This window comes from Modestobacter sp. VKM Ac-2984 (genome assembly GCF_026967985.1).
GTDB lineage: Bacteria > Actinomycetota > Actinomycetes > Mycobacteriales > Geodermatophilaceae > Modestobacter.
Window position 1 is genome coordinate 296,254 of record NZ_JAPVBJ010000004.1, and the last position, 11,925, is coordinate 308,178.

At 75.4% G+C, this 11,925-nt stretch carries 15 protein-coding genes; 14 read left to right on the forward strand and 1 reads right to left on the reverse strand.

All coding sequences use genetic code 11. The features are described 5' to 3' along the window. The first annotated feature begins 37 nt into the window (after positions 1–37). Genes O2W16_RS11160 through O2W16_RS11170 form a run of 3 tightly spaced genes read left to right on the forward strand, consistent with a single transcriptional unit; the run spans position 38 to position 2,209 of the window. Positions 38–1,078 (forward strand): thiamine-phosphate kinase, encoded by a 1,041-nt coding sequence (locus tag O2W16_RS11160; RefSeq protein ID WP_269158895.1) that lies wholly within the window; start codon positions 38–40, stop codon positions 1,076–1,078. Beyond that, a complete protein-coding gene (locus O2W16_RS11165) occupies positions 1,062–1,595 on the forward strand; it encodes a GNAT family N-acetyltransferase (RefSeq protein ID WP_269158896.1) in 534 nt (177 codons plus the stop codon). The genes O2W16_RS11160 and O2W16_RS11165 overlap by 17 nt, the downstream gene beginning before the upstream one ends. Beyond that, positions 1,583–2,209: a cytidylate kinase-like family protein gene (locus tag O2W16_RS11170; protein ID WP_269158897.1), complete on the forward strand. Its 627-nt coding sequence runs from the start codon at positions 1,583–1,585 to the stop codon at positions 2,207–2,209. The genes O2W16_RS11165 and O2W16_RS11170 overlap by 13 nt, the downstream gene beginning before the upstream one ends. 136 nt (positions 2,210–2,345) lie before the next feature. Here O2W16_RS11170 and rpmB read toward each other — a convergent pair whose 3' ends face one another. Next, the gene (rpmB, locus tag O2W16_RS11175) at positions 2,346–2,537 is read right to left on the reverse strand and encodes a 50S ribosomal protein L28 (RefSeq protein WP_036339964.1); all 192 of its coding nucleotides are present in this window, start codon (positions 2,535–2,537) and stop codon (positions 2,346–2,348) included. Between the two features lie 210 nt (positions 2,538–2,747). Between rpmB and O2W16_RS11180 the strand changes: the two genes are divergently transcribed. The 11 genes from O2W16_RS11180 to O2W16_RS11230 all read left to right on the forward strand — a co-directional run bounded on the left by O2W16_RS11180 (position 2,748) and on the right by O2W16_RS11230 (position 11,745). Next, the gene (locus tag O2W16_RS11180) at positions 2,748–4,373 is read left to right on the forward strand and encodes a DAK2 domain-containing protein (protein WP_269158898.1); all 1,626 of its coding nucleotides are present in this window, start codon (positions 2,748–2,750) and stop codon (positions 4,371–4,373) included. Then, entirely contained in the window at positions 4,373–6,574 is a 2,202-nt protein-coding gene (gene recG, locus O2W16_RS11185) for an ATP-dependent DNA helicase RecG (protein ID WP_269158899.1), read from the forward strand. The genes O2W16_RS11180 and recG overlap by 1 nt, the downstream gene beginning before the upstream one ends. A gap of 67 nt (positions 6,575–6,641) precedes the next feature. After that, positions 6,642–7,196: a 16S rRNA (guanine(966)-N(2))-methyltransferase RsmD gene (gene rsmD, locus O2W16_RS11190; protein ID WP_269158900.1), complete on the forward strand. Its 555-nt coding sequence runs from the start codon at positions 6,642–6,644 to the stop codon at positions 7,194–7,196. After that, the gene (coaD, locus tag O2W16_RS11195; protein ID WP_269158901.1) at positions 7,193–7,678 is read left to right on the forward strand and encodes a pantetheine-phosphate adenylyltransferase; all 486 of its coding nucleotides are present in this window, start codon (positions 7,193–7,195) and stop codon (positions 7,676–7,678) included. The genes rsmD and coaD overlap by 4 nt, the downstream gene beginning before the upstream one ends. After that, positions 7,675–8,364 (forward strand): hypothetical protein, encoded by a 690-nt coding sequence (locus tag O2W16_RS11200; RefSeq protein WP_269158902.1) that lies wholly within the window; start codon positions 7,675–7,677, stop codon positions 8,362–8,364. Before coaD ends, O2W16_RS11200 begins: the two co-directional genes overlap by 4 nt. Positions 8,365–8,508: 144 nt before the next feature. Then, on the forward strand, positions 8,509–9,234 hold the full coding sequence (locus O2W16_RS11205; protein ID WP_269158903.1) for a YceD family protein: 726 nt from the start codon (positions 8,509–8,511) through the stop codon (positions 9,232–9,234). Positions 9,235–9,236: 2 nt separating this feature from the next. Further along, positions 9,237–9,416 (forward strand): 50S ribosomal protein L32, encoded by a 180-nt coding sequence (gene rpmF, locus O2W16_RS11210; protein ID WP_081975594.1) that lies wholly within the window; start codon positions 9,237–9,239, stop codon positions 9,414–9,416. Positions 9,417–9,432: 16 nt separating this feature from the next. Further along, a complete protein-coding gene (gene rnc / locus O2W16_RS11215; protein WP_269158904.1) occupies positions 9,433–10,251 on the forward strand; it encodes a ribonuclease III in 819 nt (272 codons plus the stop codon). A gap of 3 nt (positions 10,252–10,254) precedes the next feature. After that, positions 10,255–11,133: a bifunctional DNA-formamidopyrimidine glycosylase/DNA-(apurinic or apyrimidinic site) lyase gene (gene mutM, locus O2W16_RS11220; RefSeq protein WP_269158905.1), complete on the forward strand. Its 879-nt coding sequence runs from the start codon at positions 10,255–10,257 to the stop codon at positions 11,131–11,133. Beyond that, the gene (locus O2W16_RS11225; RefSeq protein WP_269158906.1) at positions 11,130–11,405 is read left to right on the forward strand and encodes an acylphosphatase; all 276 of its coding nucleotides are present in this window, start codon (positions 11,130–11,132) and stop codon (positions 11,403–11,405) included. The genes mutM and O2W16_RS11225 overlap by 4 nt, the downstream gene beginning before the upstream one ends. Positions 11,406–11,553: 148 nt before the next feature. Beyond that, complete coding sequence (locus tag O2W16_RS11230) at positions 11,554–11,745, forward strand: hypothetical protein (protein WP_269158907.1); 192 nt, start codon at positions 11,554–11,556, stop codon at positions 11,743–11,745. The last annotated feature ends 180 nt before the right edge of the window (positions 11,746–11,925 follow it).

Below are 11,925 nucleotides of genomic sequence, written 5' to 3' on the forward strand. Positions count from 1 at the left end.
CCGATCGGCAACGTACCCCAGCCGGGGGGAGTGACCGATGACTCGGCCCCGCCCCCTGGGCCTCCAGCCGGACCCGGACGACAGCGTCGGCGCGGTCGGGGAGTTCGCCGTCATCGGCCGGGTCGTGGCCCGCTCCGGCGCCGCCACGGTGGCCGACGTGGGCCCCGGCGACGACGCCGCGGTGCTGCGCACCCCCGACGGCCGGGTGGTCGCCTGCACCGACGTCCTGGTGGAGGGGCGGCACTTCCGCCGCGACTGGTCCTCCGCCGAGGACGTCGGGCACAAGGCGGCCGCCGCGAACCTGGCCGACATCGCCGCCATGGGCGCCGTGCCGACCGCGTTGCTGGTCGGGCTCGCCTGCCCGGCGGGCACCCCGACCGCCTGGCTGGAGGACGTCGCGGTCGGGATGGCCGCCGAGTGCGCCCCCTTCGGTGCCGCCGTCGTCGGCGGGGACACCTCGGCCAGTGCGCCGGACTCCCAGGCGGTCGTGCTGTCGGTGACGGCGCTGGGCGACCTGGGTGGTCGGGCACCGGTGCTGCGCAGCGGCGCCCGTCCGGGGGACGTCGTCGCCGTCGCCGGGCGACTGGGCTGGTCGGCCTGCGGGCTGGCCGTGCTGCGCCGGGGCTTCTCCTCACCGATCGCCGCCGTGCGCGCGCACCGCCGGCCGACGCCGCCCTACGCCGCCGGCCCCGCCGCCGCGGACGCCGGGGCCACCGCGATGTGCGACACCAGCGACGGGCTGCTCGCCGACGCCGGTCACCTGGCCGCCGACAGCGGGGTGCTGATCGACCTGGACCGGGCCGCGCTCCAGGAGGCGTTCGTCGACCCCGCCGGGCCGCTGCCGCAGGTCGCGGCGGCGCTGGGTGGGGACCCGATGGCGTGGGTGCTGACCGGCGGTGAGGACCATGCGCTGGTGGCGACCTTCCCGGCCGGCACCGACCTGCCGCCCGGCTGGACGGTGGTCGGCGCGGTGCACGCCAGCGGTGGCGACGGGCCCGGCGTGCAGGTGGACGGGGTCCCCGCGGCCCGGGTGGCCGAGGAGCTGGGGGAGGGTGCGGGGCATGTCCACTTCGGCTGAGGTCCCGGGGGTCGCGTCCGGGCCGGCGCAGCTGCGCGTCGTCGGCTACGCGGACCCGGTGGCGCAGCACCTGATCGAGCGGGTGCAGCAGGAGTACGTCGTCCGGTACGGCGGCCGGGACGACGCGGTGGTCGACCCGGGCGAGTTCTCCCCGCCGCTGGGGCTGTTCCTGGTCGCCGAGGTCGACGGGGTACCGGCCGGCTGCGGTGGCTGGCGGGCACACGGGCACGGGGTGGCCGAGCTCAAGCGGATGTACGTGGAGCCGGGCTTCCGGCGCCGGGGGTTGGCCGCGCAGGTGCTGGCCGAGCTGGAGCGCACCGCGGCCGCGGCCGGGGCCGTGCGGCTGCTGCTGAACTCCGGTGACCGGCAGCCCGAGGCCCTGGCGCTCTACGACCGGGCGGGCTACACCCCGGTGGCCGGCTACGGCATCTACGCGGACTCGCCGGAGGCGGTCTTCCTCGGCAAGGAGCTCGTCGCCGACCGGCCGGTGGCGGAGGAGGACGCATGGGCGTCGTGACGTTCTCGGCGTCCTTCGGGGCCGGCGGCGCCGAGATCGCCCCGGCCGTGGCCGAACGGCTCGGCCTGCCCTTCCACGACCGGGTCATCCCGGCGCAGGTGGCCGGTCGGCTCGGGGTCCCGGTGGCCGAGGCCGAGGCCAACGACGAGACCATCGCCCGCGGGCTGTGGCGGCTGGTCAGCTCGCTGGGCACGATGCCCGACCCGGTGGGCGGGGTGCTGCCCACCGGTTCGCTGCCCGACGAGCGGGCCTACCGGCAGCAGACCGAGTGGGTGGTGACCGAGATCGCGGCGGGGTCCGGGGGCGTCGTGCTCGGGCGCGCGGGGGCGATGGTGCTGCGCGACCGGCCCGACGTCCTGCACGTCCGGCTGGACGGGCCGCCGGAGCGGCGGCTGGCGGCCGCGGTCGAACACCTCGGCGGGCCCGTCGAGGAGGTGCGCCGGGAGCAGGAGGCCGCCGACGCCGCACGGACGGCCTACGTGCGGCACTTCTACCGCTGCGACCCGGCGGAGGCCCGGCACTACCACCTCGTCGTCGACAGCACCGCGCTGCCGTACGCCACCGTTGTGGACCTGGTGGTCGCCGCGGCCCGCGCGCGGGGGATCGGCCACTGAGCCGGTCGGGAACGCCGAAGACCCCGGAGGTCCTCAGGACCTCCGGGGTCTTCTCAGCTCAGCACTGCCAGGCTTTTCGGCCCCCTGCAGGGTCCCGCGGTGAGCTTGCGAACCGTGGGGGGTACGGGGTCCTTTCTCAGGCCCGAGCGACCTTGCCCGCGCGGATGCACGAGGTGCAGACGTTCATGCGCTGGCGGCCGCCACCGGTCAGCGCGGCGCGGACGGACTGGATGTTCGGGTTCCAACGGCGCGGCGTGCGGCGGTGCGAGTGCGACACCGACATGCCGAAACCGGGGCCCTTGCCACACACATCGCACACGGCAGCCACGGTCGATCACTCCCAGAGAATTGGTCCAGCTGAAGTCAGGTCCTGAAGTCAGGTCGCAGTGCGCGGCGGAGACCCGGGCGGGAGCCCAGGGCATGGTCCTGCCACGCACAACTGGAGACCACTGTAGCCGGTGCCCGCGAGCCGTGTCGGACCGCCCCGTCCCTCGGGGCCGGGCGGGGGCGGGAAGGTCGTGGGCACCCGGTCGTGTCGGTGGCCCCCGGTACCCTGCCGCACGTGCTGGAGGCGCTGGACGAGGCCGCGGTCGGCCGATGGAGCTCCGCCGTCGTCGACACGCTGACGCAGGCGCGTGGCCGGCTCGACGAGCTGAACGTCTTCCCCGTCCCCGACGGTGACACCGGCACCAACCTGCTGATGACCGCCCAGGCCGCGCACGCGGCGCTGACCGGCGCCGACGGCACCGAGTCCGCCTGGGACGTGCTGGCCCGTGGCGCCGTGCTCGGCGCGCGCGGCAACTCCGGGGCGATCCTGGCCCAGCTGCTGCGCGGGCTCGCGGACGGGCTGGCCGACGTCGAGCACGTCCACGGGCCGGTGCTCGCCGAGGCGCTGGCCTCGGCCGCCGGCACCGCCTACGCCGCGGTCGCCGATCCGGAGGAGGGCACCTTCCTCACCGTGGCCCGGGCCGGCGCCGATGCGGCCACCGCCGCCGTCGCCGCCGGGCAGGCCGGTCTGGCCGACGTCGTCCGGGCAGCCGCGGAGGGTGCGCTCACCGCCCTGCGGGCGACCACCGGCCAGCTGGCCGCGCTGCGCGACGCCGGCGTGGTCGACGCCGGGGGAGCCGGCTGGTGCCTGGTGCTCGATGCGCTGGTCGGCACGGTCACCGGCACGACGCCGGTCCGCGCGCCGCTGGACGGGCGGCCCGCCCGGCCCCGCCGGTCACCGTGGCCGGTGCCGGCTGCGCCCGCCCCCGGGCCGGGCAGCGAGGTGCAGTTCCTGCTCGCCGACTCCGACGAGGCCGCCGTCTCCCGGCTGCAGGCGCGGCTGGCCGAGCTGGGCGACTGCCTGGTCGTCGTCGGCGTCGACACCCCGGGCGGCCGGGAGTGGAACGTCCACGTCCACGTGAGCGACGTCGGCGCCGCGGTAGAGGCGGGGATCGAGGCGGGGCGGCCGCACCGGATCTCGGTGACCCCGCTGGCCCCGGTGCGGGCGCCGGCCGCCGCGGCGGGCGTGCGCGCCGTGCTCGCGCTGGCCTGCTCCGCCGGGCTCGCCGAGCTCTTCGGAGCCGAGGGCGTCACCGTGCTGACCGCACCGGTCGACGCGGTCGACGAGGACGCCGTCCTGCAGGCGGTGCTGGACACCGGGGCCGAGCAGGTCGTCGTGCTGCCCAACCACTGGGAGGTCACCGCGGTGACCGCCTGCGCCGCCGACCGGGCGCGCGAGGAGGGGCGGGACGTCGTGGTCGTCCCGACCCGGTCGGCCGTGCAGGGCCTGGCGGCGCTCGCCGTCGCCGACCCGGCCCGCCGCTTCGGGGACGACGTCATCGCCATGGCCGAGGCCGCGGCCGCGACCCGGTGGGCGGAGGTGACCGTCGCCGAGCAGGAGGCGCTCACCTCGGCCGGCCGCTGCGCCCCCGGGGACGTGCTGGGCAGCGCGGAGGGCGACGTCGTGGTCATCGGCGCCGACCAGGTCACCGTCGCCCGCGACCTGCTGGACCGGCTGCTGTCGGCCGGCGGGGAGATGGCCACCGTCGTCGTGGGGGAGGAGCCCGCCCTCGGCGACGCGGTCTGCGCCCACCTCTCCGCGGTGCACCCGACGGTCGAGGTGGTCCGCTACGCCGGCGGCGCCGGGGCCGTGCCCCTGCTGATCGGGGTCGAGTAGTGGCGATCTCCATGGACACGCCGCTGACCCGGGTCCTCGGCCCGAAGACGGCGAAGGTGATGGCCGAGCAGCTGGCGCTGCACACGGTGCGCGACCTGCTGCGGCACTACCCCCGCCGTTACGCCCGGCGCGGGGAGATGACCCGGCTGGACGGCCTGGAGGTCGGCGACCGCGTGACCGTGCTCGCGCAGGTGAAGAGCGTCAGCACCCGGCGGATGCAGCAGCGCCGCGGCACGCTCACCGAGGTGACCGTCGGCGACGGCGCGGGCAGCATGCGGCTGGTCTTCTTCAACAACCGGCACGCGCACCTCGACGTCGGCGAGTGGGGGCTGTTCGCCGGCACCGTGGGTCTGTGGCGGGGGGACAAGCAGTTCAGCCACCCCGACTGCCACATCATCACCGGGGACGACGACGACTGGGCTCGGGCGCTGGTGCCCCTCTACCCGGCGAGCAAGGACGTCTCCAGCTGGGTCATCCAGAAGTCGGTCAAGCTCCTGCTGGACGACGCCCACTCCCTGGAGCAGCTGCTCGACGACCCGATCCCGGCGACGGTCCGGGAGCGGCACGGCCTGGTCGACCTGGCCACCGCACTCCGGCAGAAGCACCGGCCGGAGAACCAGGAGCAGGTCGACTCCGCCGACGAGCGGCTCAAGTGGGACGAGGCGCTGGTGCTGCAGGCGACGCTGGCCGCCCGTCGCCGGGCCGCCGCGCTGGAGCCCGGCATCGCCCGACCGGGGCGCCGCGGCGGGCTGCTGGACGCGGTCGACGCGGCCCTGCCGTTCTCCCTGACCGACGGCCAGCGCGAGGTCGGCGAGGAGCTGGCCGCCGAGCTGGCCCGCGAGCAGCCGATGAACCGGCTGCTGCAGGGCGAGGTCGGCTCCGGGAAGACGGTCGTCGCCCTGCGGGCGATGGCCCAGGTCGTCGACGCCGGCGGGCAGGCCGCGCTGCTCGCGCCCACCGAGGTGCTCGCCGCGCAGCACGCCCGCAGCCTGGCCGCGATCCTGGGTCCGCTGGGGCGCGCGGGCGAGCTCGACGGCGACCCGGAGGGCACCCGGGTGACACTGCTCACCGGCTCGCAGAAGGCCGCCGTCCGCCGCGAGGCGCGGGCTGCGGTCGCCGACGGCAGCGCGGGCATCGTGGTGGGCACCCACGCGCTGCTGCAGGAGGGCGTGGAGTTCGCCGACCTCGGGCTGGTCGTCGTCGACGAGCAACACCGGTTCGGGGTGGAGCAGCGGGACGCGCTGCGCGCCAAGGGCACCCGGCCGCCGCATGTGCTGGTCATGACGGCCACCCCGATCCCGCGCACCGTGGCGATGACCGTCTACGGCGACCTGGAGACCTCCACGCTGCGCCAGCTGCCGGCCGGCCGTGGCGGGGTGTCCAGCTCGGTCGTGCCGGTGGGGGAGAAGCCGGCCTGGCTGGACCGTGCCTGGGCGCGGGTGCGCGAGGAGGTGGCGGCCGGCCGACAAATCTACGTCGTCTGCCCCCGGATCGGCGACCTCGAGGACGGCGGCAAGGGCGACGACGGGCCGGACGACGCGGACGGCGCACCGCCGCCGGAGGAGAAGGGCGGCACCAGCGACAAGCGCCCGCCGCTCGCGGTCCTCGATGTCGCCGAGGGGCTGCGTGCCGGTCCGCTGTCGGCGCTGCGGGTGGAGGTGCTGCACGGCCGGATGCCGCCGGAGGAGAAGGAGGCGCGGATGCGGGCCTTCGCCGCCGCGGAGGTCGACGTCCTGGTCGCCACCACCGTCGTCGAGGTGGGGGTCGACGTGCCCAACGCCACGGTGATGGTGGTGATGGACGCCGACCGGTTCGGCGTCAGCCAGCTGCACCAGCTGCGCGGCCGGGTGGCCCGCGGGAAGCACGCCGGGCTGTGCCTGCTGGTCACCGAGGCGCCCAGCACCTCCCCGACCGGGCAGCGGCTGGCCGCGGTCGCCGCGACCACCGACGGCTTCGCCCTCGCCCGGCTCGACCTGGAGACCCGCCGGGAGGGCGACGTGCTGGGCGCGGCGCAGTCCGGCCGCCGGTCGAACGTGAAGCTGCTGTCCCTGCTGGACGACGAGGCACTGATCGCCGAGGCCCGGGTCGAGGCCACGACGCTGGTCGAGCAGGGCCGCGGGCTCGCCGACCACCCTGAGCTGGCCGCCGCCGTCGCCGCCCTGGCGCTGGACGAGCGCGCCACCTACCTGGAGAAGGCATGACGCAGCAGTCCTGGCTCAGCCCGTCCGAGGCCGGCCCCGGAACGGAGCCGACCGGCGTGAGCCCCCGATGACCCGGCTGATCGCCGGCGTGGCCGGCGGCCGTCGGCTCAAGGTGCCCCGGGCCGGGGTGCGCCCCACCGGTGACCGGGCCAGGGAGGGGCTGTTCAACTCCCTCGGCTCGCTGCTGGACCTCGACGGCGCCCGCGTGCTGGACCTCTACGCCGGCTCCGGGGCGCTCGGGCTGGAGGCGCTGTCCCGCGGCGCGGCCGAGGCGGTCTTCGTGGAGTCCGGTGCCGGCGTGCTGCCGGTGCTGCGCGGCAACATCGAGACCGTGGGCCTGCGCGGGGCGCGCGTGGTGCAGGGCAGCGTCCAGACCGTGGTGGCCGCGCCGGCGCCGGCGGAGTTCGACCTGGTGTTCGCCGACCCGCCCTATGCCGCCCCGGTCGAGGAGGTGCTCGGCGTGCTCGAGGCGCTGGCCGGCAACGGCTGGCTGGCCCCGGACGCCGTCGTGGTGGTGGAGCGGTCCAGCCGCGAGAAGACCTTCCCGTGGCCGACACCCTTCGACGGACTGCGTGATCGGCGGTACGGAGAGGCGGTGCTCCGGTACGGTCGCTTGTCGTGAGGCGAGCGGTCTGTCCCGGTTCGTTCGACCCGGTCACCAACGGCCATGTCGATGTGATCGCGCGCGCCGCCGGCCTGTACGACGAGCTGGTCGTCGCGGTGCTGGTCAACCCCGGCAAGGCCGGCCTCTTCGACGTCGACGAGCGGATGGCGCTGCTGCGTGAGGCTGTCGTCGACCTGCCCAACGTCACGGTCGACAGCTTCGAAGGGCTGCTCGTCGACTACTGCCTGGCCCAGCAGATCCCGGTCATCGTCAAGGGCCTGCGGGCGGTCGGCGACTTCGAGTACGAGCTGCAGATGGCCCAGATGAACCGGGAGCTCGCCGCCGTCGAGACCCTGTTCGTGCCCACCGCACCCCAGGTGGGGCACCTGTCCTCCAGCCTGGTCAAGCAGATCGCCCGCTTCGGTGGCGACGTGTCGTCCCTGGTGCCCAAGGCGGTCAACGACCGACTGGTGGCCCAGTCGAAGGGGAGGCAGTCGTGACGGAGGTCGTGTACCGGCTCTACGAGACCGTCGACGAGCTGACGACGGTGATCGAGAACGCCCGCAGCGTGCCGATGTCCAGCTCTTGCATGGTGCCGCGCGACCACCTGCTCGACCTGCTCGACGACCTCCGGGAGAACCTGCCCGAGGAGGTCCAGCAGGCCGGGGCGATCGTCGAGCAGCGCGCCGAGATCCTGCAGCAGGCCCAGGCGGAGGCCGAGCGGCTCACCGGCCGCACCCGCAGCGAGAGCGAGCAGGTGGTCGTCGCCGCCCGCCGGCAGCGGGAGGAGCTGGTCGGCACCGCCCGCCGCCAGCGGGACGAGATCCTCACCGAGGCGCAGGCCCAGGCCGACGAGCTGATCGCCGGCGCGGAGGAGGAGGCCGAGCAGCTGCTCGTCGAGGCCCGCCGGCTGCGGGACCAGCTGGTGCGGGACGGGCAGGAGCAGCGGGCCGAGCTGATCGCCGCGGGTCAGGTCGAGCACGAGCGGCTGCTCACCGAGACCGAGGTCTACCGGACCGCCGTCGACCGGGCCGACGAGCTCGGCGCCCAGACGGCGGCCGAGGTGGCCCGGATGCGGGCCGAGGTGGACGACTACGTCGACAGCCGGCTGGCCGACTTCGGGAACACCCTGGCGCACATGGCACGTTCGGTGGAGAAGGCCCGGGACAACCTCCGCAGCCCGTGACCGGTCCGCCCCACCCCTGACCGGGAGGTGTGGACGGAGGGATCGGGTAGGCTGGACGTCTGTCCGGCTGCTGCCGTCCTGCGTGCTCGTCCGGCGCGGGCCTCCCGCCGGGCACCCCCACCTTCGACGACGACGAGTACCGACATGCCTGCTTCCTCCGCGCGCTCCACGGGGCCGTCCTCCGGCGCTGCGTCCACCGACGCCCGGCGCCCGGTCGGCGACCCCGTCGACAAGCCGCTCCCCACGCCGGCCGAGAAGGCCGCCGAGAAGGCCTGGAAGATCGACCTCCGGGAACTCGGCCGCCGCGCCGGCTCGATGCGTGAGTGGGAGAAGACCCTCCCGGCCCTGGCCGGCTGGGGCGTGGAGATGATCGGCGTCCCCGAGGGTGCCCCGGTCCAGCTCCACCTCCGCCTGGAGTCGGTGATGGAGGGCGTCCTGGTCACCGGCCAGGTCGAGCTCCCGGTCACCGGCCAGTGCGCCCGCTGCCTCGACCCGGTCGAGGACACCGTCGAACTCGACGTCCAGGAGCTCTACGCCTACGCGGGCAGCACCACCGAGGCCACCAGCGGCGAGGACGAGGTGCGCCGCATCGACGGCGACCGGCTCGACCTGGCGCCGCTGGTCCGTGACACCGTCGTCCTGACCCTCCCGCTGTCGCCCACCTGCCAGCCCGACTGTGCCGGCCTGTGCGTCGACTGCGGCGAGCGGCTCGACGACCTCCCTGCCGACCACTCCCACGAGGCGCTCGACCCCCGGTGGGCCGGGCTCGCCGCCCGTTTCACCGAGACGGCCGACAGTGCCGATCCGACCGACAGCGCGGCCGGACCCCAGCCGGGGTCCACCAACCGCACCAACCCAGAGGAGAACTGACCGTGGCCGTTCCGAAGCGGAAGATGTCCCGGAGCAACACCCGCGCCCGCCGGTCGCAGTGGAAGGCCACGGCCCCCACCCTGGCGCCCTGCCCCAACGCGGCCTGCCGTGAGCTCAAGCCGCCGCACCAGGCGTGCCCCACCTGCGGCCAGCACGACGGCCGCCAGGTCCTCTCGGTCTGACCTGCGCGGCTCGAGCGTGGCGCAGCCGACCGGCACACCGGCGTCCTCGGTGCTGAGCTCCCACCCCGGGGAGCCCAGGGCCGAGGACGCCGGTGGTCGTGTGCCCGCCGGCGGTGCCGCACACGCCGAACGGGCGGCCCGCTGGCTGCTCGGGGCACTGGACCTCGAGCTGCCCGGCGACCTGCTCGGGCTGGCGCTGACCCACCGGTCCTACGCCTACGAGAACGGTGGGCTGCCCACCAACGAGCGCCTGGAGTTCCTCGGCGACTCGGTGCTCGGGCTGGTGGTCACCGACGAGCTCTACCGCAGCCACCCCGACCTGCCCGAGGGTCAGCTGGCGAAGCTGCGCGCCTCGGTGGTCAACATGACCTCGCTGGCCCGCGTCTCCCGGTCCCTGGGCGAGGGGGGCATCGGCCCCCACCTGCTGCTGGGCCGGGGTGAGCAGGCCACCGGCGGCCGAGAGAAGGACTCGATCCTCGCCGACGCGCTCGAGGCGCTGATCGGTGCGGTCCACCTCGGGCTGGGGCTGGAGACCGCCTCGGCGGTCGTGCACCGGCTCTTCGACCCGTTGCTGGCCGAGTCGGCCACCCGTGGGGCCGGCCTGGACTGGAAGACCAGCCTCCAGGAGCTCGGCGCCTCCCTGGGCCTGGGCGCACCGGTCTACGAGGTCGAGGACGACGGCCCCGACCACGCCAAGACCTTCACCGCCGCCGTGCTGCTGGCCGGCGAGGTGCGCGGTTCGGGTGCCGGTCGGACGAAGAAGGCCGCCGAGCAGGAGGCCGCCGAGACGGCCTGGCACGCCCTGTCGGCCGACGGCGGACCGACGCAGGACTGAGTCGTGCCGGAGCTGCCCGAGGTCGAGGTCGTCCGCCGCGGACTGGAGCGCTGGGTCGCCGGCCGGACGATCCGCCAGGTCGAGGTGCACCACCCCCGCGCGGTGCGCCGGCACCTGGAGGGGGCCGACCACTTCGTCGCCGCGCTCACCGGCCGGACGCTCACCGCCGCCCACCGCCGCGGCAAGTACCTCTGGCTGCCGCTGGCCGAGCCCGACGGTGCGCCGTCCGGGCAGGCCCTCGTCGCCCACCTGGGCATGAGCGGGCAGCTGCTGGTCGAGAAGCCCGACGAGCCCGACGAGGTGCACCTGCGGGCCCGGTTCCGGTTCACCGACGGCGGCCGCGAGCTGCGCTTCGTCGACCAGCGGACCTTCGGCGGGCTCGCGGTGGAGGAGGCCCCGGCCGACGGCCTCCCGGCGCGGCTGGCGCACATCGCCACCGACCCCCTGGACCCCGGGTTCGACGTCGACGCCTTCAGTGCGGCCCTCCGCCGCCGGCACACCGACGTCAAGCGGGCACTGCTGGACCAGACGTTGATCGGCGGGGTCGGCAACATCTACGCCGACGAGTCGCTGTGGCGGGCCCGGCTGCACGGGGCCCGGCCGACCGACAAGCTCACCCGCGCCCAGGTCAGCGACCTGCTGGAGGGCGTCCGGGATGTGCTCGGCGAGAGCCTGGCGCAGGGCGGCACCTCCTTCGACTCGCTCTACGTCGACGTCAACGGGCAGAGCGGGTACTTCTCCCGGCACCTGGCCGTGTACGGCCAGGTCGACCGCCCGTGCCCCCGTTGTGGCACCCCGATCCGCCGGGAGTCGTTCATGAACCGCTCCAGCTACAGCTGCCCGCAGTGCCAGCCCCGCCCGCGTCCCCGTCCGGCCCGATGAGCGCGCCCCGGCGGGTGGTCGCCCTGGTCGACGGGCAGGTGCAGGGCGTCGGGTACCGCTGGTTCGTGCGGCAGGCGGCGACCGGGCGTGGCCTGACCGGGTCGGCGACGAACCTCCCCGACGGCCGGGTGGAGGTCGTCCTCGAGGGCCCGGACGACGACGTGCGCGCCGTGCTCGCCGAGCTCTCCGGGCCGCGGGCCCCGGGTTCGGTCACCTCGGTGGAGCACCGGGACGACGACGTGCAGGCGGTGCCGGACTTCACCGTCAGGTGACGAAGACGACATCCCCCCGACACGGTGGCGTCGCCGTACTGCCGTTGACCCACGTCGGAGCTGGTGTCACCCTGAGGACACCAGCCCGCGCAGACCGCCCCCCGGCGGTGCGACGGGACCTCCTCCTGCAGTGAAAGGCCGCTGAGCCATGGCCAAGGCCCTGTTCGGTTCCGTCGTCGCTCCCCACGAGCTGCGAGCAGCCGAGGAGAACGCCGCCCTGCGGGCGAAGGTGCGCCGGCTCGAGGCGCAGCTCGCCGTCCTCCGCGAGGAGCGCGACGCGGCGATCGCCCGCGAGCTGCTCACCATGGCCCACGAGTCGGCCGACGCCGTCCTCGCCTGAAGAAGGACCTCGCTGCCCCCACCGCTCGCAAGCTCGCGGCGGGCCCCTGCAGCGAGGCCGGAAGAGCCCCATTGATCCCAGGGACCTCTCCCGTGCACAGCGGGAGGGGCGATCGGCGTGTCGTGGGTGAGGATGGGGCCGCCCTGCGCTGAGCAGGACTGTCGTACCTCCCCGGGAGCC

What these genes read in the sequence shown, in the direction of transcription:
- rsmD (WP_269158900.1), top strand. Translation starts at nt 6,642, where the DNA reads ATGACCCGGCTGATCGCCGGCGTGGCCGGCGGCCGTCGGCTCAAGGTG.
- O2W16_RS11205 (WP_269158903.1), top strand. Translation starts at nt 8,509, where the DNA reads ATGCCTGCTTCCTCCGCGCGCTCCACGGGGCCGTCCTCCGGCGCTGCG.
- O2W16_RS11225 (WP_269158906.1), top strand. Translation starts at nt 11,130, where the DNA reads ATGAGCGCGCCCCGGCGGGTGGTCGCCCTGGTCGACGGGCAGGTGCAG.
- O2W16_RS11230 (WP_269158907.1), top strand. Translation starts at nt 11,554, where the DNA reads ATGGCCAAGGCCCTGTTCGGTTCCGTCGTCGCTCCCCACGAGCTGCGA.
- O2W16_RS11170 (WP_269158897.1), top strand. Translation starts at nt 1,583, where the DNA reads ATGGGCGTCGTGACGTTCTCGGCGTCCTTCGGGGCCGGCGGCGCCGAG.
- O2W16_RS11160 (WP_269158895.1), top strand. Translation starts at nt 38, where the DNA reads ATGACTCGGCCCCGCCCCCTGGGCCTCCAGCCGGACCCGGACGACAGC.
- O2W16_RS11165 (WP_269158896.1), top strand. Translation starts at nt 1,062, where the DNA reads ATGTCCACTTCGGCTGAGGTCCCGGGGGTCGCGTCCGGGCCGGCGCAG.